Origin of the sequence: Brevibacillus migulae (genome assembly GCF_004521915.1) — a bacterium.
GTDB lineage: Bacteria > Bacillota > Bacilli > Brevibacillales > Brevibacillaceae > Brevibacillus_F > Brevibacillus_F migulae.
In genome coordinates, this window is record NZ_SDKD01000002.1 from 156,698 (window position 1) to 177,414 (window position 20,717).

A 20,717-nucleotide genomic window follows, 5' to 3' on the forward strand; every position below is an offset into this window, starting at 1 on the left:
GAAGTGGTGCAAGAAAAAGGCTGACCGTCATGGTTGGCCTTTTTTTTTTATGGAGTGGGTGGATGACCATTATCTGGGAAAATGGGTATCGGTTTATTTCCTCTTTGTCATGCCGGGCATAGGTTAGTATCGTGAGTCCATAAAAAAGGGAGTGTGTAGATCATGAATTATCGCGTGCAGCCCGGTGACACCCTGAATGCAATCGCTGCTCGGTTCGGTGTGACTGTAGAGGAACTCATCCGTGTGAATAACCTGCAATTTCCTTTTCAACTGTTTATTGGGCAAAACCTCTTCATTCCGACCCAGCGCCCGCCTCGTCCGCCAGTACCTCCAGTACCAGGGCGTCCAGGCAATGTAGAACGCCGCCTTAACCGTTTGGAACAGGAAGTCAATCAACTCCAACGGCAAGTACGCGAGCTCGACAGACGTGTGGATCGTTTGGAGCAGCGCCGTCCTCGTTAATGATCGTTATGGTTACCCAAGGGGAGCAGGGGATATCCTGGCTTCCCTTTAATTTTTGCTTGAACTCCGTAGGGACGAGAGATACGATAGTATCAACAAAGAATGGTGCGAACCTTAAAAAGATAGAGGGGGTAGGGGTATGAAAGACAAATGGAATATAGCCCTATTGCAATTTGATCTAGCCTTTGGCCAACCTGAGCAAAACCGGGCCAAAGTAAAAGAGCTCGTACAGCAGTTGAAGAGCTCGGACAAACAACCAGATGTCATTCTCCTCCCGGAATTGTGGGACACCGCTTATGATCTCACTCGACTGGACGACATAGCTGACGAGCACGGGGAACAGGCAAAAGCAGTATTGCGCGAAGCTGCTCTTTCTTTAAACAGCTATGTCGTAGGAGGCTCGATCGCAGAAAGAATAGATGGACAGGTCTACAATACGACCTATGTCTTTGACCGCCAGGGTGAGTTGGCTGGCCGTTATTCGAAAGCCCATCTGTTTCGCTTGATGGATGAAGAAAAATACTTGGCAGCAGGGGATCAGCCTGGTTTGTATACACTGGATGGACAGCCGACTGGTTCCGTCATCTGCTACGATATCCGTTTCCCGGAATGGATCCGCACGTATGCGCTGCATGGGGTGAAGCTGCTCTTTGTATGTGCCCAATGGCCGCATCCACGGCTGAATCACTGGCGCCAACTATTGATCGCACGGGCGATTGAGAACCAGATGTATGTCGTGGCATGCAATCGCGTTGGTGACGGGGGATCAAGCACGTTCTGCGGCCACTCCATGGTGATCAACCCGTGGGGCGAGATTGTGGCCGAGGGCATGCAGCAGGAAGAAATCGTCACGGCAGAGATTGACTTCGCGCTCGTGGACGAGGTCCGCAGCCGCATCCCGATATTTACTGATCGTCGGCCTTCCCTTTATCGGATGGAATAATTTTTGGGCTCCTGATGTGAATCAATCATTTCCCCACTCCGCTCCCTTTGGCATAGGGTGTTACTAGCAGCGGAAATGGAGGAGGTGGAAGCGATGTTGCGTTTAAATGGAAAGGCCGTTCGCCACCATTTTGATGGAGTCCATGGGAAGGTAGTCCAAATGCGTGAACTGATCGATGTTCTCGATAACATGTTTGACTCCTTTTATAAAGTAAATAAGATCAGCAAAAGCATGCTTGGCCAAGTCAAGCAGGAGCGAAAAGATCTTGACCGTTTTTCATAAATGCCTGATGCAAAACCACGAAGAATACTTCGTGGTTTTTTTACTGGTTTAGACAGGATAAACTTCACGGATATTCAACCTGATACAGCATGAAATGCTCCCAAAAAAAGGAATCAATAACTTCTTGGAGAGAGCTTCTATGGAAGTTTTTCGTTACTTGCACTTTGGGTGTTCACTCGTATTGAATTTCCATCTGATGGTGAATAGAATAATGAAAGCAACTAAATAATAGAAAGCAGTAAAGGATGGGAGGATCCACAATGAATGCTAAGTTTCAACCTTTATTTGAAAAGCTCGCTTTGCGCAGCGGCATCGAACTGAAAAATCGAGTGGTCATGGCACCCATGACCAATTTCGCCTCAAATCCGGACGGGACGGTAAGTGATGCGGAAGTCGCTTACTATGCACGCCGCTCCGCTGGAGTAGGAATGGTGATCACCGCATGCGCTTATGTTACCCCAAATGGCAAAGGATTCGCCGGAGAATTTGGCGCTGACAGCGATGAAATGATCCCGAGTCTGCGCAGATTGGCGAGCGCGATCAAAGAGCAAGGCGCCGTAGCCGTCTTGCAAATCTTTCATGGCGGTCGCGAATGTCCTCCCGACCTCGTGCCAAATGGTGAGCTGGTGAGTGCGAGTGCCGTACCGGCTGAAAAAGAAGGGGCCGTTACGCCACGCGCCTTGACCGAGACGGAAGTAGAAGAGATCATTCGTTCCTTTGGCGAGTCGACACGGCGTGCGATCGAAGCTGGATTCGATGGGGTGGAAATCCACGGTGCCAATGGGTATTTGATTCATCAGTTCTTCTCGCCTCATTCCAACCGTCGCGAGGATCGGTGGGGCGGCAGTCTGGAAAAACGCATGGCTTTCCCGCTGGCGATCGTGGCGGAAGTGAAGAAGGCGGTTGCGGCGCATGCCAAGGGACCGTTTCTGGTGGGGTACCGCTTTTCTCCCGAGGAGGCATCGACCCCAGGGTTTACCATGGCAGACACGCTTGCCTTCACAGATATTTTAGCCGATCAACAGCTCGATTATCTCCACATCTCCCTCAATGATTTCTGGTCTCAACCGAGAAGAGGGGTGGAGGATACGAAAGCACGCATACTGCTTGTCCATGAACAGGTAAAAGACCGCGTACCTTTGATTGGCGTCGGTTCCATTCATACCCCGGAGGAAGCTTTGAAAGCTCTTGAGACGGGAGTTCCGCTCATTGCACTTGGACGTGAGCTGATCATCGAGCCGGATTGGGTACAGAAAGTGCAGGAAGGAAAAGAAACGGAGATCGCGACAGTCTTGAAGAAAGACGCGCAAGACAGACTAGTGGTACCAGATCCGTTGTGGCAAGCGATTATCAATACGCCTGGCTGGTTTCCGGTTGCAGACTAAGCATGATAGGTAAGGCCTCGGTTCTATACCGGGGTCTTTTCTATTGCCAATTGACGGATAAGAATACAAACAATATGATACAAATAAACAAAATTGGGAAAAGGAAGCAACTTCTACTTGAATGTGATGTTTCCCGAGTCGTAGAAGGATGATTAGAAAAAGATGAGCAGTTCATTGAAGCAATTTCCAATCCTAGAAACGAATCGCTTGGTTTTGCGAGAAATGACCGAACAGGACGCCAGTGATCTGTATGCGTATTATTCCGATCGGGAAGTCTCCAAGCATCTGGACTGGTTTGGTCCCGAATCTGAAGAGCACGCGAAAAAACTGATTGCGTATTGGCGCGAGCAATATCAAGAAGACACCTTTATGCGCTTTGGGATTGTGCGAAAGGGTGAAAATAAAATCATCGGCACAATCCCGATCAATCCGGTCCGCGGCCCTTTTCGCTGGAAGCTGCCGGTTGTATTGGGCTATGATTTATCCCGCGATTACTGGAACCAGGGGATCATGACCGAAGCGCTTGAGGCTGTCATTGCCTATATTTTTGAAACTTTGGGCAATCATCGTATTACCGCTGAAGTTATACCCGACAATGCAGCCTCCTTGAAAGTGCTGGAGAAGCTTGGGTTTGAAAAAGAGGGACTGTTGAGACAGCATTTGTATCATGATGGCAACAGGACTTGGCATGATGTCATAACCTTGGCCTTATTAAAATAGCAAGGCAAAGAAGAACCCGGAAAGAGACAATGTGAGGTAGACAGTCTCTTTCCGGGTTCTTTTCCACATATGGGCCAATAAGGTTCGCCAAAGGCTTGGCGAAGCCGCGTTTTCTACTGGCAAGTGAATCTTTGCGCTATGATTTGAACATTTGCGCTTGCGCCATGCGAATCATTTCCTTGACCATTCTGCCCCCAAGCTGTCCACCGATACGCCCTGCATCATGAGCGGTCAGGTGTCCATTGTAGCCATGCTTCAGTGGGATATGCAGCTCTTGGGCAACTTCATATTTTGCTTGCTCAGGCTCACGAACCTGCTGCAGGCGCGCCTTCAGTTGATCCAATCCGGCTTGTGATCCTTGGACAAGAGGTCTTCGCCGTCTGCCCATGTCCATCACCTCCGCCGTTAGTGTGCCCGAATTACACTAAGGCCTTGCGTTCCTTAAAATTGGTTGTCGGATAGTAGGTATTCGCAACCAGCAGATTCGGTCCTGCACACTTCGCTGCTGGACAATAACAATTGATCTGCTGATTCAGCGGATGGACAAGCCAACGATCGAACATATCCTGCAGGGAATCGGTTTTCACGTTACCCAACGGTTCCACATCACCGAAGTCCGTCACGATCGTATCACCGGTAAAGACATTGACATTCAAGCGGTTGCGGCCATCGGGATCGTTGCGTACCGTTACATTTTTGGCTTCACGCAGGCGTTTCACAACTTCTCGATCTTCTTCTAATGGGCTGCAGGCAAAGAAGGGTAGCGTGCCAAAGAGCATCCATAGCTCTTCGTTGCGCACGTCCAGCAGTTCATGAATGGAAAAACGAAGCTGTTCCAGGCTAAGCACTTCCAGATCGCGGGCAAAGTCACTTGGATACATCGGATGGACTTCATGACGCTGGCAGCCCATCTCTTGAATTTGCCGATGCAGCTCAGGAAGCTTCTTCCAGGTACGGTGGCTGAGCATTGTCTCCGCAGATACGAAGACACCGGCATCCGCCAATTTACGGATATTCTCCATCATCATGGCGAAAAGCTTTTCTGCTTGCTTCAGTGAAACCTGCTGCGGCACTTTTGCGTATACGATATTATGAAAATCTTCCGCAGAGGCCCAGTTCCAAGAGATGTGCATCACGTCTATGTATGGCAAAATCAATTCATACCGCGAAAAAGGCATTGTCATATTGGAATTGATTTGGGTGCGAAGGCCGCGTTCGGTCGCATAGCGCAGGATGGGCTGGATGATTTCCTTTACAGTCCGTTCGCTGTACATCGGTTCTCCGCCTGTTATACTAAGAGAAAGCAGATCCGGAGCTTCATCCAGGCGACGCAGGATATCGCTGATCGGAAGCGGATCATCATCTTTTATGCGAAGCGTATCGCCGACTGCGCAGTGCTCACATCTGAGGTTGCACAGATTGGTTACGGTAAACTCAACGCTGGTCAATTTATACCGGGGGGGAGTGGCATTAAAGAGCGGCTCCCATGGGTCATACTCCGGTGTCAATGTTCGTGATGGAACCAAGCGAATCAATGGTCGAAACCTCCCTTTTGTTGCGTACATTCACACTATTATAACGAGAAACCGACGAAAGGAGAATACCTGCGGATGATTCAAGGCATTTCATTTGGTCGCGGCGTTTTCTTTCACGATCGTCATGTATTGGCTTGCGCAGAGGTAAAAAACGGCACCATTCATTTATGGGCGGAAACCATCACTCCGATGACGCTCTTCAAGATGTGGGTGCGTGTCATGTTTTCGTTGCCTTGGTACTATAATGTGTTTCATGCTTGCCTGGTTGTGTATTTTCTCCTGACAAGCGGGATCATTCCAGCGGCGAGCCTGCCTTTTGTGTTGCCTGAGCTGGATCCGTATTGGGTGTTTGTGTACCTAGCCGGTTTTCACTTTGTGTTTCCAGCGCGGCTGAAAAAGTTTCATGGTGCGGAGCATAAAGTATTCAGCTACTCAGGCGTGAAAAAAGTAGGGGCATGGCAAGAGATCGGCAAAGCCGACATTGTCAACCAAGGCTGCTCTACCAATCTGGTGACCTGCTTTTTCCTGCCCTTCCTACTGGTCTTTCTTATTGCACCGTTAGAGGTGAGCGTATGGGCCGGTGCAGCCGGCATTTTTATAGGGTTTCTGGGTGATCGCCTGCTCCGCCGATATCTGCCTTTTATTTACCGGCTCTCGGCGTTTCTGCAAAGACACGTGACGACAAAAGAACCAGAGCGCATTCATCTGGAAACTGCGATTCGTTCGTACCTCCTGTTTCTCCATCAGCGGGAACAGGCCGCTCGAGCAAAAGCAGCCTAACAAAATGAGGCTTCGTCAGCGAATGACGGAGCCTCGTTTTTTGTATGAAGGGGGAGTACAGCCGGTTATTTGCGCGCAGCTTCCTCTTCCAATTGCTTATAGATTTTTCCCTTGTCCACATAAGACTTGCGGATCCGGCGAAACTCGCGGAAGTCGTCTTCGGTCAGCTCGCGCTTTACTTTGGCTGGTGAGCCGATCACCAGCGTTCTGGGCGGAACCTTCATCCCAGGCGGTACCAAGGCGCCTGCACCAACCATCGCTTCCTCGCCGATCTCGGCGCCATCCATCACGATCGAGCCCATGCCGATGAGGGCTCCCTGGCGGATGATGCAGCTATGTAAAATGACATTGTGACCGATCGTCACGTCGTCTTCGATGATCAGCGGATTGCCCGGGCTTTGATGCAGCGTGCTGTTATCCTGTACGCTGACACGCTTTCCGATGACGGTCGGGGCGATATCTCCACGGATGACGGTGTTATACCAGATCGATGTATCCTCTCCGATGACGACGTCGCCGGAAACCAGCGTTCCGCGAGCAAGGAAGACGGAAGGATCGATTTGCGGATATTTTTCATCAAATGGCAGTATGAGCATGATGGGATTCCTCCTAGAAATTAGCGTAAAAAAATCGTAATCATAAAACAGGGCTCGATCACCTAGACAGCGAAGCTTATGAGATGGCTATATTTTACCATAAGTTTCGGACGTGACAGAGTCAACACGTGGAGGAGAATCAGATCATGCCAAGGGAAGCAGAAAGGGATCCGTTTACACGGCTGGTGCAAAAAATGGACCCGCAAAGCACATTGCTGTCCTACCGGGAGTTAAAGGGTGGAGTTTCGGCGCAGGTGACGCTCCTGGAGGTCAGAACAGCTGAGGGGCAATTGAAAAAAATGATTGTGCGCAGGCATGGAGAGATGGATCGCCAACAGAACCCCCGAATTGCAGCGGACGAATTCAGGCTGCTGCAAGTATTACGATCCGCGGAAGTGCGTGTGCCTGCGCCCTTGTATCTGGATGATACAGGAGAGAGCTTCCCGGAGCCTTGCTTGGTGATCGAATTCATCGATGGAACGTCGGACGTACGAGAATTGACCATGCCGGAGTTTTTGCCGCAAATGACAGAGCACCTCCTGCAAATCCATCAGATTGCCAGCTTGGAGCACGACTGTTCCTTTTTACCATCCATCACCGCGTTGATTGGAAAGAAGCTTGCCAAAAGACCGGAACTCGTTGACGATTCATTAGACGAAGGACGTATCCGCGATGTGTTGGAAGCGGTATGGCCGTTGCCGCAGGTCAATCAGAATCGATTGCTGCACGGAGACTATTGGCCGGGCAATCTCCTATGGAAAGATGGCATGCTGGTTGCCATCCTGGATTGGGAAGATGCCGCCATCGGAGATCCGCTTGCCGATGTAGCCAACGCGAGGCTGGAGCTTCTGTGGGCTTTCGGGGTAGAGGCGATGCAGGCATTTACAGCGCTTTATCAGAAACAGGCAGGCAGCCTCGATTTTGCCCAACTTCCTTATTGGGATCTTGTCGCTGCCCTTCGACCGGCCAACCAATTATCAGGATGGGGTTTGGAGCCGCATATCGAAAAAAGCATGCGCGAGCGGCATCGGTGGTTCGTTGATCAGGCGATCACGAAGTTGCCTGGCCGCTGATTTGGAACCGATTCCCTTGGTTGCTCACTGACATAAGAAAATACGAATGCTCCGCCAAGGGTATGGCGCAGCAAAGTTTTCCCTAATTGGAAATCGATTGCGGTTGACCAGACAAGACAGAGTATGATAGATTATTTCTTGCTGATTGATTACGAGAAGTAAGGAATGCGGGTAGTCGCTGCCGCAGCCGTTTCGACGGAATGCGGTAGAGGAAAGTCCAGGCTCGCCCAGGCTGAGATGCCTGGAGTGTTCGTACCTAGTGCAAGCTAGGGCAGCGAGGCAGCGGCATCGCTGACGGCGCGGAAAGGGTTCTCTCGTTAGACCCAAGTACGCTGAAAGTGCCACAGAAACGTAGCTTTCCTGGCGACAGGAAAGATGGAACGCGGTAAACCCTGCGAGCGAGAAACCCAAATATTGGTAGGGGAACCGTCCGGACGGTATTCAACGAATGGACGGATGGTGTCAACAGGCGCCATAGATAGATGACTACCGCTCTTTGTGCGAGGGGCCACCCGATTGAAGCACGGGAGTACAGAACCTGGCTTACAGCATTCCTTACCGGACAAAAGCCGCAGCCGTCTTGGCGACAAGGCGGTTTTATTATATGCAGATCAGAAAAATGCCCACCTGGCGATATGCCGAGTGGGTTATTTTCGTTTTTGGGCGATAATGGCAGTAACAAACGGTTTCCGGCTGACGTCCTATATCAAAAGAATGCAGCTGCGCGAAAGAGCGGAGGTAAGCTGGATGAACAGAAAGAAATGGCTTCTTACAGAGGCGCAAAAGTGGAAAGAGGAAGAACTAATTTCCGCACAGCAGTATGAACGATTAGCCGAACGATATGCCCCTGCTGCGAAAGTGAATGCGCTGCCCATTTTGGGATCGGTATTGCTGGGACTGGGGGTGCTTACGTTTATCGCCTCCAACTGGCAGGGAATCGGCACGGTTGCCAAGCTCCTGATCATACTGGTTTCCATGATTGCTGCCTATGCTGCAGGCGATTATTTGCAGCGCAGGGGAGAAAAGCGGATCGGGATCGCCTTGACGATGGTGGGGGTCACGATCTATGGAGCTGGGTTCTTTTTAATTGGGCAGATGTTCCAACTCTCTTCTGATCCGGTGCTGGCGTTTTATCTGTGGGCAGCCGGGGCAATCCTGCTTGCCTGGTATTATCAGAGCCGCGCGCTCACATGGATGAGTCTTGCCATCTTGACCATTGCCGCGATCTATGGGATCGATAGCGAACGAAGCGGAATGGCTATGCTTTCCTTTTATCTCGTGTTTGCTGTAGGCATGATCCCGCTGATGATACGCTATCGATCGGTTGGGATGTTGACGGTCGGATCCCTTTTGCTCATGGTGCATGCCTTGTTTGACGGGCATCGATGGAGCGAAGGGATGTACGCACCGTTGCTGTTCCTGATCTATTATGTCGCTTCCCAGCTTACCCGGAAAGCGGAACCGACCATTTCCCGGGTGCTGCAGGGAGTGAGTTATTTGGCGAGTGTGCTGTATGCGGTCCTGCTCATCTTTTTCCATGACGAGGTGTTTCCCGATCGAACCGGGGGCGAGACCGTTTATGCGGTACTGCTTTTGCTGGGAACTGTATACGCGGCTGTTTATGCGGTGTACCAACGAGAGCGGGAAAAAGTCAGCGATCTTCTTCCCTCTATCACCGTTGCGCTGCTGTACTTCCTGTCGCCTGTGCCAAACTGGCTTGATGTGTCGGTCGTGATGATCATCGTTCTCACGCTTTTCGCCATCGGGTTGGTCATGAGCGGCGAGCGCTTGCGAGATGTGACGAGGATCAATCTCGGTGCGATTGCGTTTGGCATCGCGTGCTTTGTGGGTTACATCCATTTCGCATGGGACTTCATGGACAAATCGCTGTTCTTCCTCATCGGGGGCTTCCTGCTGCTCATACTGAGCTATTTTGGAGAACGGGCGCGGAGACGCTGGGTACATGACGCAAGGGGGGATCAGCAATGAAGCGTACCGCCTATCTGATCGGCATCATCGCGCTGCAGGTCATCCTCCTGCTGTCGATTGTGGGGAAATACCAATACATTGCGATGACCGGAAAACCGATTACGCTGAAAACAGCACCAATTGATCCGACCGATCTGTTTTACGGGGAGTATGTCACCTTGCGTTATGAAGTGAATGAAATTGACAGGAAACACGTAAATGACCAGCTGACCGTCGATGATCACGGAAAAACAGTGTATGTCCTCCTGAGGCAGTCTGAGCATCCCTGGTACGATCCGGCAAGCGTCACGCTGGAGCGCCCGGAACCTGGTGGGAATGAGGCGGTCATCAAAGGGGTGCTGCAGTATCTTGCCGATGACCGCATTCATGTGAAATATGGATGGGAGCGGTATTACGTACCGGAAAACACGGGGCGTGCGATCGAACAACAGCAAAGCCTGCTTGCCGATTTACGGGTAAGCGATACGGGGGAAGCCGTGCTGGAAAGGATCCGTTGGTAACGGATTGTCGAAATTTTGGGCTGGGAAAAGGTTGCCAATTGGAGTTTCTTTTTGTAACCTAATACCGAAAACCAAACACACTACTAGGGGAGCCCATTGACGCATGGGCTGAGATGCAGGACGCGAAAAGTCCTCGGACCCTCGGGACCTGATCTGGGTAATACCAGCGTAGGAAAGTAGCTTTCACTTTACTGCTAACACATGTCTTGCCAGTCGTGTTTATCTGGCCAGACTGGGGTAGCCGGGTCCCTTTTGGGTTCCGGCTTTTTTGTTGCCTGCTCCCCTGAACATGGAGGAGGAGAAACATTGCAAGGAAAACAGGATGGTTCCGCTGCGGTAACACTGCCAGCCGCTTATCCAGGAAGTCAAAAGGTATATCTCGAGGGCTCGCGGCGGGATATACGGGTACCTTTCCGCGAAATCAGCCAGGCGCCAACGGTCACGAGCAAAGGGGAAGAAAAGAATCCCCCCATTCGCGTGTATGATACGACGGGGCCATACTCGGATCCGTCCTTTACCCCGGATTTGCAGAAAGGCCTTCCAGCACTGCGAAAACCGTGGATTTTGGAGCGCGGCGATGTAGAAGAATACGAGGGGCGCAAAATACAACCGCAGGATAATGGGTATGCACCGGATGACCCGCGTGCGAACAACGCGGTGTTTCCAGGAAGCCCGCCCCGTCCGCTGAGAGCCAAGCAAGGACAGGCGGTCACACAAATGCATTATGCGCGAAAAGGGATCATCACGCCGGAAATGGAGTTTATCGCGATACGCGAGGGGGTATCCCCCGAGCTGGTGAGGGAAGAAGTGGCCAGCGGCAGAGCGATCATTCCGGCAAATATAAACCACCCGGAAAGCGAACCGATGATCATCGGCAAGCATTTCCATGTGAAAATCAACGCCAATATCGGCAACTCGGCGGTGACCTCCTCCATCGAAGAGGAAGTAGAGAAGATGACTTGGGCCGTATCATGGGGAGCGGACACCGTAATGGACCTTTCCACTGGCAGGAACATCCATACCACGCGGGAATGGATCATCCGGAATGCCCCCGTGCCGATTGGGACGGTGCCGATCTATCAAGCGCTGGAAAAAGTGGCGGGGCGGGCTGAAGAGCTGAGCTGGGAAGTATACCGCGATACGCTGATCGAGCAGGCGGAGCAGGGTGTCGATTATTTCACCATCCATGCGGGTGTCCTGCTGCGCTATATCCCCCTGACAGCCAACCGCGTCACCGGCATCGTGTCGCGGGGAGGATCCATCATGGCAGCTTGGTGCCTGGCTCATCATCAAGAAAATTTTTTGTATACCCACTTTGAAGAAATCTGTGAAATCTGCAAAACGTACGATGTCTCGATCTCTTTGGGCGATGGCTTGCGGCCAGGCTCCATCGCAGATGCCAATGACGAAGCCCAATTTGCCGAATTGCAGACGCTGGGGGAATTGACCAAGATCGCGTGGAAGCACGATGTCCAGGTCATGATCGAAGGTCCGGGGCATGTGCCGATGCACAAAATCAAGGAAAACGTAGACCTGCAGCAGGAAATTTGCCACGAAGCGCCGTTTTACACCTTGGGCCCGTTAACAACCGATATCGCTCCGGGATACGACCACATTACCTCGGCGATCGGCGCCGCCATGATCGGCTGGTTTGGCACGGCGATGCTTTGCTACGTCACGCCGAAAGAGCATCTGGGCTTGCCCAACAAGGAGGATGTCCGGGAAGGCGTGATTGCCTACAAGATCGCCGCGCACGCCGCTGATCTGGCCAAAGGCCACCCGGGTGCGCAAAGACGAGACGACGCCCTCTCGAAAGCCCGATTCGAGTTTCGCTGGCGGGATCAATTCCAGCTGTCGCTCGATCCGCAAAGAGCGATGGAGTACCATGATGAGACACTGCCGGCGGAAGGCGCGAAGACGGCCCATTTTTGCTCGATGTGCGGACCGAAGTTTTGCAGCATGCGGATCACCCATGATATTCGCGAACGAGCGGAGCAGACGCAGCCTGCAGGAAGCCTGAAAGAAGTGGAACAAGGTCTCGTGGATAAGGCGGAGGAATTCCGGAAAAACGGACATCGGCTGTATTTCTAGGCAGGTTAACCGCAAAAAAACTCCCCTGTGCCCGCCAAAAGAGGACGGTGCAGGGGAGTTACCGTTATGACAACAGCCAACGCTTAGCGAATGGTAACCTTATAGGTCCTCAGCCAATAATCAATGGAAGCCAGATAGGCGAAAAGCTGAGGCGTACTCATCAATTGACCGAACCATGGGATGCCGGAAGCGGCTGCGTTCGACTTGGTTATGGCCAGCACCGTTTCCCGATCAATCAGCGGCAGAAGCGGAGAAGAGTCGTCTGCCAGCACCTCCAGGAGCCAGGCTCGAGTCGCATTCGCATACGCCGGATTATGCGTTTTGGGGTAAGGGCTTTTTTTGCGGTACAGCACATCGTCCGGCAGCAAGCCTTCCATGGCTTTGCGCAGGATGCCTTTTTCCCGGCCCAAATAGGTTTTCATCAGCCACGGAATATTCCAGACGTATTCAACGAGTCGATGATCGCAAAAGGGGACGCGGGCTTCGAGACTCGCGGCCATACTCATCCGGTCTTTGCGGTCCAGCAAGGTATTCATGAACCAGGTGATGTTCAGGTAAAACATTTCCCTGCGGCGCGCTTCCTCGGGGGATTCGCCTTCGAGGCGTGGAACCTCCGCGAGTGTCTCCTCATACCGCTGGGCAACATAGCTTTCCGGAGAAATGGCATCACGTACCTCTGCCGAAAGCCAGCTGGCCCGCTGGTCGGTCATTCTGGCCCAAGGAAACGTCCCGGCATTTAAGGCATCCTCCCGATAAAACCACGGGTACCCGCCGAATACTTCGTCCGCGCATTCCCCGGATAATACGACGGTATGCTCCTTCTTGATTTCCCGACAAAACAGGAATAACGACGCGTCCACATCGGTCATGCCGGGGAGGTCGCGTGCCAGCACAGCCGTGCGCAAGGCATCTACCAGCTCAGGCGTATCGAACTGATAGTCGACATGGTCTGTTCCCAAAAAGGAGGAGACCCGATGAATCCACGGCGCATCGGAATTGGGCTGGAAGTCGTTCGCTTCGAAATAAAGATCGTTGTCCTTGTAATCGATCGAATAGGTGCGCAGCGGACCGCGTCCTTCCTTGGCAAATGCCCGCGCGGCAACCGCCGTGATGATGCTGGAATCGAGCCCGCCTGACAAAAGGGTGGCAATCGGTACATCGGAGACCAGCTGGCGTTCGATGGAATCCAGCAAAAGCTCGCGTACGGTAGCAGCGGTTGTTTCCAAATCATCGGTATGCGGCTTGCTCTGCAGCTTCCAGTATGGCTTGGTGCGCATACCATCCCTCGTCACCACGGCAAAATAACCGGGACGAAGCTCATGTATGCCGACAAATACGCCATGACCGGGCGTGCGCGCAGGACCGATGGCGAAAACTTCAGCCAGCCCTTCGCCATCGAGAACAGGTTCAATCTCCGGATGGGCAAGCAATGCCTTCAGCTCCGAGCCAAAGTAGAAGCGGTTCCCTTTATGCGAGTAAAACAACGGTTTGACGCCCATGCGGTCACGGGCCAGAAAGAGTGTTTCCCTGCGGTCATCCCAGATCGCAAAGGCAAAAATCCCATTCAATCGTTCCAGGCAATCGCTGCCCCATTCCATATATGCGGTAAGCAGGACCTCAGTGTCCGAATGTGACCGAAACTGATGGCCGCATGCCAGCAAGTCTCGCCGAATATCCTCCGTGTTGTAAAGCTCGCCATTATAGACAAGCGTGTAGGTGACATCGCCCAACCGCTTTTGCATCGGCTGGCGGCCGCCCTCCGGATCGACCACGCAGAGACGACGGTGTCCCAGCGCGATATGCTGATCAAGCCAATACCCTTCCGCATCCGGCCCGCGGTAGGTCAAAGATTTTGTCATGCTTTCAATGGTATTGCGTTCGGAAGAGAGATCTTTTCCCCACTCGAACCATCCAGTAATCCCACACATAGAAGATCATTCCTTCCTTCAGGCAATCACAACATAGCACATGGTATGCAAAAAAATGGGCGGAATTGTCTGTCCGTCCTGTAAGCAAACTGTGAAACCGGGAAAAAAGGATTCTGGCCATCATTTTTTGAATAATAGAATGATTCACTCTATGCAAAGCGCAAAGCGGAGGACAGCACTTGGAAACGTTAACATTGATCATGATCGAGCGGATGGGCAGTCTGCTCGTGCTTACCTTCATCTTGACCCGCATCCCGCTTTTCCGGCAGCTGCTGGATCGGGAGGTTCGTTTTCATACCGCGATCACTTTTTCCTTGCTGTTTGGGCTTTTCGGCATCGCAGGCACGTATGCCGGGGTCGTGGTCAGGGGAACCGAGCATGTCCCGTCCTTTTGGATCTTTCCCCTTCAATCCGGTGAGGTGTTGGCTGCCTCCAGCCTCGTGGGTGTCGTGATTGGCGGCTTGTTGGGCGGTCCAATCGTAGGGATGGGAGCGGGGCTGATCACCGGCGCGCATCTCTACAGCCTCGGGGGGATGGCCGCTCTGGCAGGGGCGCTGGCCGCACCGGCTACGGGACTGTTGGCTGGATTTGTCGCCCGCTTTTTTACCGAGGAGCGGGTCATCTCTCCAGCGAAATCGCTGTTCATCGGCATGTTTGCGCCCATATTGCAAATGGGGCTGATCCTGATCTTCTCCAGTCCGCCCGAAGCAGCCCGCGATGTCGTCAACGTGATCGGCATTCCGATGGTATTGACCAACAGCATTTCCATCGCGATCTTCACCACGATGATCCGCGTCGCCTTGAAAGAGGAGGAGCGTTCCGCAGCTTTTGAGGCTGAACGTGCGTTGAAAATCGCCGAGCTGCTTCTCCCGCATCTGAAGCTGGGTCTGAACCCGCAGACGGCCCAATTCGCGGCAAGGATCTTGCTGAAGGAGCTCAAAGCAGCAGCTGTCGCAGTGGCGGACAAGGAGCAAATTCTTGCCCATATCGGGATGGAGGCCGATCATCATCTGCCAGGTGAAAAGATACAAAGTCCGCTGGCCAAACGGGCGATCCTGACGGGAAATGTACAGGTGGGACTGGGAAAGGAGCATGTTCACTGCGGAAACCCCGATTGCGGGCTCGGTGCCATCCTGATCGTTCCGATCTCGCAGGCGGGGCATGCGATCGGCATCTTCAAGTTGTATTACAAGCGCCCGCAGCAGATTCGCAAGGTAGAGGAAGTGCTGGCAAAAGGTTTGAGCAATCTGATCTCGAATCAGTTGACGCTGACGATGGCAGAGCGCATCACCACATTGATGAAGGACGCGGAATTGCGTATGCTGCAAGCCCAGATTCATCCCCATTTCCTGTTTAACACCCTCAATTCCATCGTGACCTTGATTCGGATCAACCCGGATCTGGCCAGACACATGACGATCCAGCTGAGCGTATTTTTACGGTTGAACTTGAAAATGATCTCCTCCCAGCTGATCCCGATCGCGCAGGAGCTGAGCCATTTGAATGCGTACCTGGAAATCATCCGCATCCGCTTTGAAGAGCAATTCACGGTAGAATGCGAGGTGGAGCCGGGAATCGAGCATGCGCTCATTCCACCCGCCACCTTTCAGCCGCTCATCGAAAACAGCATCCAGCATGGGTTGCGGGAGAAGGCAAGCGGCGGAAAAATCCGGATCTCCTTGCGCAGGAAGATGGGGTGGATCGAGGTCGTCGTGGAGGACAATGGCGTAGGGATCGACCCAAAGCGGCTTGATAAGCTGGGAGAAACCCCGCAGGCGAGCACGGAAGGAAACGGGATTGGCGTGTACAATGTCAATCAGCGCCTTGTGAGCTTGTTTGGCTCAGAGTCTAGGCTGCAGTTTGCCAATCTTCCTTTTGGCGGCTGCCAAATCCGATTCCGTCTGCCGATCGACAACACTATGAAAAGGGGAGAAGAAATCGAATGATCCGGGTACTGATTGCGGAAGACGAACGATTGGCGCGGGAAGAACTGTCTTATTACCTTTCCCAGGAAGCCGATATCGAGCTGCTGCCCTGTGCCGTAAATGGCAGGGAGCTGCTGGAAAAGGTGGCAGAATATGAGCCCGACGTCGTTTTTTTGGATATCAAAATGCCGGAATTGGAGGGCGTGCAGGCGGCCAGAATGCTGTCCTCCCGCAAGCAGCAGCCGTTGATTGTGTTTTGTACGGCGTATGAGAATTATGCCCTCGATGCGTTTTCCTTGAATGCGGTGGATTATTTGCTGAAACCTACCGAACCGCATCGTTTGAAGGAAACGCTGCAGCGCATTCGTAAACGGTTGCAAGAGTCTGCGCAGGGAGGCGGTAAAGAACCGGGGATGTCTACCGGCGCTGCGCCGAAGGTCACCAAGCTGCTGCTGGAGGAGCAAAATCGGTTTGTTGTGATCGAGCCCGAATCGATCTTGTTTGCTGTCCGGGATGAGCGAGTCATTCAAATTCATACCCTGCAAGAAACGTTTACGTCGAAAATGACGCTGCAGCAATTGGAGGAGAAGCTGCATGCCTACCCGTTCTTTCGCACGCACCGCAGCTATCTGGTCAATCTTCAATATGTGGCGGAGCTGGTCCCTTGGTTCAACGGTGCCTACAATCTGAAGCTCAAAACAGGCAAGCCGACGCAGATCCCGGTCTCCCGTTCGTATGCGCGAGAGCTGTTGAAGCGTTTGGAGGGCAGCGGTTATTGACGGACTCACGCATTCTTTCTAACCATTCATACATCATCTGCGACATCATGCGCGCATCTTCCCCAATTTTTCGAACATTCCATTTATAATCGGAAAGGAAGCGCTTTCATTTGTGCTTTTATCGATGTAGATGAAAGGGAGGTATACGTTATGGCGCAGTTTTCTTCTACAGCAAGAGAAACCAAAAAGCAAGCGGCGATTGACTACGCTGCCATCGCCAAATCGTCCAAGTTTCAACAGCTGGTGCAAAAGAAAAAGGCATTTATTCTTCCATGGTCTATCTTCTTCTTTGTGTTTTATTTCCTGCTTCCCATCATGACATCCTATTCGAAAGTATTGAATACACCGGCGATCGGGGCGATCACATGGGCGTGGGTATTTGCGTTTGCCCAGTTTCTCATGACATGGGCACTCTGCATCCTCTATACCAAAAAATCGGTGGAGTTTGATAAGGTCGTCGACGAAATCAAGCAAGACGCGAACGGAGGGAATCGCCCATGAATGTAACCGCATTTATCCTGTTTTTGATCATTGTGGCGATTACTCTGTGGATCACCTTCTGGGCAGCCAAACGGACGAAGAGCACCAGCGAATTCTATACGGCTGGGGGCGGCTTGACCGGATGGCAAAATGGCCTTGCGATCGCGGGTGACTATATGTCGGCTGCCTCTTTCCTCGGAATCGCGGGGATGGTCGCCTTGTCCGGCTTTGATGGATTCTTTTACAGTATCGGCTTTCTCGTCGCTTATCTGGTAGTCCTATATCTGGTTGCCGAACCAATGCGCAATCTGGGGAAATATACGATGGCCGACATGATCGCCGCGCGGTTTGACAATAAGAAAGTGCGCGGGGTAGCGGCTTTGAACACGATCACAATCTCGATTTTTTACATGATCGCCCAGCTGGTAGGGGCGGGCGCATTGATCAAGCTTTTGCTCAATCTGGAGTACACGACTTCGGTGCTGATTGTCGGCGTGCTGATGACGGTTTACGTGGTATTTGGCGGGATGACCGCGACGAGCTGGGTGCAAATTGTCAAAGCGGTACTGCTGATGGGCGGTACGCTGGTGATCTCCCTGATCGTATTTGCCAAATTCGGCTTCAGTGTGACGAACATGTTTGAACAGGTAAAATCAGCGACTCCTCTTGGCGAAGGATTCCTGAATCCAGGCAACAAGTTTAAAAATGGACTCGATACGATATCGTTGAATCTGGCGCTCGTGCTCGGTACGGCAGGCCTGCCGCATATTCTCATCCGCTTCTTTACCGTAAAAGATTCGCAAACAGCTCGCAAATCCGTCGTCTATGCTACGTGGATTATCGGGATCTTCTATGTCATGACGATATTCCTTGGATTCGGCGCAGCGGCTTTTGTGGGGGCTGACGCGATCCTTGCACAAGATAAAGGCGGTAACATGGCTGCTCCGCTCTTGGCGGAAGCGATTGGCGGCGACTTCCTGTTTGCCTTTGTATCTGCAGTCGCTTTCGCTACCATTTTGGCGGTGGTAGCAGGCCTGGTGTTAACCGCAGCTTCTGCCTTCGCACACGATTTTTACAGTCATATCGTACGCAAAGGCAGTGCGACTGAGAAAGAGCAAATGAAGATGGCCAAATGGGCATCGGTGGGCGTATCGGTGATTTCGATCATCCTGGCGTTGTTTGCGCAAAAGCTGAATGTGGCATTCTTGGTTGCCCTTGCGTTTGCGGTAGCAGCCAGCGCCAATCTGCCGGTGATCATCTTCACGATTTTCTGGAAACGGTTTAATACCACCGGAGCCGTGACAGGCATGCTGGTGGGTCTGTTCAGTGCCCTTTTCCTGGTGGCGATCAGTCCGAATGTATGGGCACCGGAAGCAGGAAAGGCGATTTTGGTGGGAGATCCGCTCATCTCCTTGACCAATCCGGGCATTATCTCGATCCCGCTTGGCTTTATCGCCGCATTTCTGGGTACCCTTATCTCGAGCAAGAGAGAGGATGCCAAATATGAAGAGATTCTCGTTCGCGCCAACACAGGCATCCAAGAGGGATAAACGTTGCAAAGCAGGAATACAAGAAGCGGCTGGAGAAAAATTCTTCAGCCGCTTTTTGTAGTTCGCTAAGAAATTAGGAATATCTTATCGGCATGAGAGCAACGAAGCTCCGCCGAAGGCTTGATCTAACCAAATTTTTCCAACCAATCTATTTGATTCTGGGGGACGCCGATGAATGTAACCACCATCATTTTCTTCCTGGCCGTTGTGATCGGCACGTTGGCCATCACGTATTCGGCAGCCAAGCGGACGCTCAATCCCCAGGAGTTTTACGCAGCGGGCCATCGGTTGAATGGGGTGCAAAATGGCCTCGCGATCGCCGGCGATTACATGAGTGCAGCGTCCTTTTTGGGTGTTACGGCGACTATTGCGATGTATGGCTATGATGGCTTTTTTTACGCGATCGGCTTTTTGGTTTCTTATCTGGTCATTTTGTACGTAGTTGCTGAGCCTCTGCATAACCTGGGGACCTACACCTTGGCGGACGCCATTGCCGTACGCTTTGAAAGCACCTTGCTCCGCGGCATGGTGGCGCTCAATACATTGACGATCACGATTTTTTATATGATTGCCCAGTTGGTCGGAGCGGGAGCGCTCATCCATTTGCTGCTCGATATCGATTACACGTATGCAGTGATGATCGTAGGCAGCTTGATGACCATTTTTGTCGTGTTTGGCGGGATGGTAGCCACGTCTTGGGTGCAGATTATCAAGGCGATTCTCCTGTTAGCCAGCACGCTGCTCGTCAGCATGATCGTGCTGTCGCGATTTGGCTGGAATGTCCTTGCCATGTTTGAACAGGCGAGTGCGCATACTCCGCTTCAGGAACGATTTTTGCAGCCGGGGAATGAGTTCGACAGTCCTCTGGATACGATATCCCTTCATTTGGCGCTCATTTTGGGGACGGCCGGCTTGCCGCATATCATCGCACGCTTTTTTACCGTCAAGAATGCGAGGTCGACGAGAAAATCGGTATTCACGGCTACCTGGATCGTTGGCATTTTCTACCTCATGACCGTTTTTCTTGGCTTTGGGGCGAGCGTCTTTGTCGGCTGGGAACAAATCATGGATGGAGAAAATGGGGGGAATCTGGCCGTCCCCATGCTGGCCAATGCGCTGGGCGGGGAATTTTTGATGGCCTATTTGTCCGCTGTGGCCTTCGCGACGATCCTGGCTGTAGTGACCGGCCTCGTCCTGTCTGCGTCTTCCGCCTTCGCCCATGATTTGTACAGCAATGTACTGCGCAAAGGCAAGACCTCGGAAAGGGAGCAGATCGTGGCGGCACAATGCTCATCCGTAGGCGTGGGGATCATCTCGATCATTCTGGCCATCGGCTTTCATAACATGAATGTGGTCGTTCTGGTAGCGCTCACGTTCGCCATGGCTGCCTCCGCTAACTTGCCCGTCATCTTGTTCACGTTGTATTGGCGGCGTTTTACAACCACAGGAGCCATTACCGGGATCATCACCGGACTGCTTTCCTCCCTGATCCTCGTCTGCCTGGGACCCTACGTGATGGATGCCCATAGTGGCTGGATCAAAGCAGAGGCGTTGTTCCCCCTTGCGAATCCGGGGATTGTTTCGATTCCGCTAGGTTTTTTGGGAGCGATCGTAGGGAGTCTGTGTTCACCCAAGCAGGCGGATGTTCGTCGGTTTGAACAAGCGCTTGTGCGGACACATACGGGCATCCGATGACCTA

The 20,717-nt window shown here is 52.3% G+C and carries 19 protein-coding genes, 1 other RNA gene and 1 riboswitch; of the genes, 16 read left to right on the top strand and 4 right to left on the bottom strand.

Annotation, left to right across the window (positions count from 1 at the left end; translation table 11 throughout):
• The first annotated feature begins 162 nt into the window (after nucleotides 1-162).
• From EIZ37_RS02870 to EIZ37_RS02890, 5 genes are all read left to right on the top strand, one after another.
• A complete protein-coding gene (locus tag EIZ37_RS02870) occupies nucleotides 163-462 on the top strand; it encodes a LysM peptidoglycan-binding domain-containing protein (protein WP_134683051.1) in 300 nt (99 codons plus the stop codon).
• Between the two features lie 139 nt (nucleotides 463-601).
• Nucleotides 602-1,405: a carbon-nitrogen family hydrolase gene (locus tag EIZ37_RS02875; RefSeq protein ID WP_134683052.1), complete on the top strand. Its 804-nt coding sequence runs from the start codon at nucleotides 602-604 to the stop codon at nucleotides 1,403-1,405.
• Between the two features lie 93 nt (nucleotides 1,406-1,498).
• Nucleotides 1,499-1,687 carry a hypothetical protein gene (locus EIZ37_RS02880; RefSeq protein WP_134683053.1) on the top strand — a complete coding sequence of 63 codons (189 nt, stop codon included), beginning with the start codon at nucleotides 1,499-1,501 and terminating at the stop codon, nucleotides 1,685-1,687.
• A 260-nt stretch (nucleotides 1,688-1,947) separates the two neighbouring features.
• On the top strand, nucleotides 1,948-3,072 hold the full coding sequence (locus EIZ37_RS02885; RefSeq protein ID WP_134683054.1) for an NADH-dependent flavin oxidoreductase: 1,125 nt from the start codon (nucleotides 1,948-1,950) through the stop codon (nucleotides 3,070-3,072).
• 162 nt (nucleotides 3,073-3,234) lie between these two features.
• A complete protein-coding gene (locus tag EIZ37_RS02890) occupies nucleotides 3,235-3,792 on the top strand; it encodes a GNAT family N-acetyltransferase (RefSeq protein ID WP_134683055.1) in 558 nt (185 codons plus the stop codon).
• A gap of 136 nt (nucleotides 3,793-3,928) precedes the next feature.
• On the opposite strand, the gene EIZ37_RS02895 is transcribed toward EIZ37_RS02890, so the two are convergent.
• Both EIZ37_RS02895 and yfkAB read right to left on the bottom strand, forming a co-directional pair.
• Nucleotides 3,929-4,180, bottom strand: coding sequence for an alpha/beta-type small acid-soluble spore protein (locus EIZ37_RS02895; protein WP_134683056.1), 252 nt, complete (start codon nucleotides 4,178-4,180; stop codon nucleotides 3,929-3,931).
• Between the two features lie 31 nt (nucleotides 4,181-4,211).
• The gene (yfkAB, locus tag EIZ37_RS02900) at nucleotides 4,212-5,327 is read right to left on the bottom strand and encodes a radical SAM/CxCxxxxC motif protein YfkAB (protein ID WP_134683057.1); all 1,116 of its coding nucleotides are present in this window, start codon (nucleotides 5,325-5,327) and stop codon (nucleotides 4,212-4,214) included.
• Between the two features lie 75 nt (nucleotides 5,328-5,402).
• Here yfkAB and EIZ37_RS02905 point away from each other — a divergent pair, with 75 nt between their 5' ends.
• Nucleotides 5,403-6,107 carry a DUF1385 domain-containing protein gene (locus EIZ37_RS02905; protein WP_134683058.1) on the top strand — a complete coding sequence of 235 codons (705 nt, stop codon included), beginning with the start codon at nucleotides 5,403-5,405 and terminating at the stop codon, nucleotides 6,105-6,107.
• A 65-nt stretch (nucleotides 6,108-6,172) separates the two neighbouring features.
• On the opposite strand, the gene EIZ37_RS02910 is transcribed toward EIZ37_RS02905, so the two are convergent.
• Nucleotides 6,173-6,703, bottom strand: a complete 531-nt coding sequence (locus EIZ37_RS02910) for a gamma carbonic anhydrase (RefSeq protein WP_134683059.1) — start codon at nucleotides 6,701-6,703, stop codon at nucleotides 6,173-6,175.
• 146 nt (nucleotides 6,704-6,849) lie between these two features.
• Here EIZ37_RS02910 and EIZ37_RS02915 point away from each other — a divergent pair, with 146 nt between their 5' ends.
• The 5 genes from EIZ37_RS02915 (at nucleotide 6,850) to thiC (ending at nucleotide 12,356) form a co-directional block, all read left to right on the top strand.
• Complete coding sequence (locus EIZ37_RS02915; RefSeq protein WP_134683060.1) at nucleotides 6,850-7,776, top strand: phosphotransferase family protein; 927 nt, start codon at nucleotides 6,850-6,852, stop codon at nucleotides 7,774-7,776.
• A gap of 163 nt (nucleotides 7,777-7,939) precedes the next feature.
• Nucleotides 7,940-8,327, top strand: an RNA gene (rnpB, locus tag EIZ37_RS02920) — RNase P RNA component class B.
• A gap of 196 nt (nucleotides 8,328-8,523) precedes the next feature.
• On the top strand, nucleotides 8,524-9,765 hold the full coding sequence (locus EIZ37_RS02925) for a DUF2157 domain-containing protein (protein WP_167568647.1): 1,242 nt from the start codon (nucleotides 8,524-8,526) through the stop codon (nucleotides 9,763-9,765).
• Complete coding sequence (locus EIZ37_RS02930) at nucleotides 9,762-10,265, top strand: GDYXXLXY domain-containing protein (protein WP_134683062.1); 504 nt, start codon at nucleotides 9,762-9,764, stop codon at nucleotides 10,263-10,265. The genes EIZ37_RS02925 and EIZ37_RS02930 overlap by 4 nt, the downstream gene beginning before the upstream one ends.
• Nucleotides 10,266-10,340: 75 nt before the next feature.
• A riboswitch (TPP riboswitch) is annotated at nucleotides 10,341-10,457 on the top strand.
• Between the two features lie 114 nt (nucleotides 10,458-10,571).
• Nucleotides 10,572-12,356 (top strand): phosphomethylpyrimidine synthase ThiC, encoded by a 1,785-nt coding sequence (gene thiC / locus EIZ37_RS02935; protein ID WP_235827875.1) that lies wholly within the window; start codon nucleotides 10,572-10,574, stop codon nucleotides 12,354-12,356.
• An 83-nt stretch (nucleotides 12,357-12,439) separates the two neighbouring features.
• Here thiC and asnB read toward each other — a convergent pair whose 3' ends face one another.
• Entirely contained in the window at nucleotides 12,440-14,284 is a 1,845-nt protein-coding gene (gene asnB, locus EIZ37_RS02940) for an asparagine synthase (glutamine-hydrolyzing) (protein WP_134683064.1), read from the bottom strand.
• Between the two features lie 179 nt (nucleotides 14,285-14,463).
• On the opposite strand from asnB, the gene EIZ37_RS02945 reads away from it, so the two are divergent.
• From EIZ37_RS02945 to EIZ37_RS02965, 5 genes are all read left to right on the top strand, one after another.
• Nucleotides 14,464-16,230: a LytS/YhcK type 5TM receptor domain-containing protein gene (locus tag EIZ37_RS02945; protein WP_134683065.1), complete on the top strand. Its 1,767-nt coding sequence runs from the start codon at nucleotides 14,464-14,466 to the stop codon at nucleotides 16,228-16,230.
• A complete protein-coding gene (locus EIZ37_RS02950) occupies nucleotides 16,227-16,988 on the top strand; it encodes a LytR/AlgR family response regulator transcription factor (RefSeq protein ID WP_134683066.1) in 762 nt (253 codons plus the stop codon). The genes EIZ37_RS02945 and EIZ37_RS02950 overlap by 4 nt, the downstream gene beginning before the upstream one ends.
• Nucleotides 16,989-17,138: 150 nt before the next feature.
• Nucleotides 17,139-17,489 (top strand): DUF485 domain-containing protein, encoded by a 351-nt coding sequence (locus EIZ37_RS02955; protein ID WP_134683067.1) that lies wholly within the window; start codon nucleotides 17,139-17,141, stop codon nucleotides 17,487-17,489.
• Nucleotides 17,486-19,018, top strand: a complete 1,533-nt coding sequence (locus EIZ37_RS02960; protein WP_134683068.1) for a solute symporter family protein — start codon at nucleotides 17,486-17,488, stop codon at nucleotides 19,016-19,018. The genes EIZ37_RS02955 and EIZ37_RS02960 overlap by 4 nt, the downstream gene beginning before the upstream one ends.
• Nucleotides 19,019-19,189: 171 nt before the next feature.
• The gene (locus EIZ37_RS02965) at nucleotides 19,190-20,713 is read left to right on the top strand and encodes a solute symporter family protein (RefSeq protein WP_134683069.1); all 1,524 of its coding nucleotides are present in this window, start codon (nucleotides 19,190-19,192) and stop codon (nucleotides 20,711-20,713) included.
• The last annotated feature ends 4 nt before the right edge of the window (nucleotides 20,714-20,717 follow it).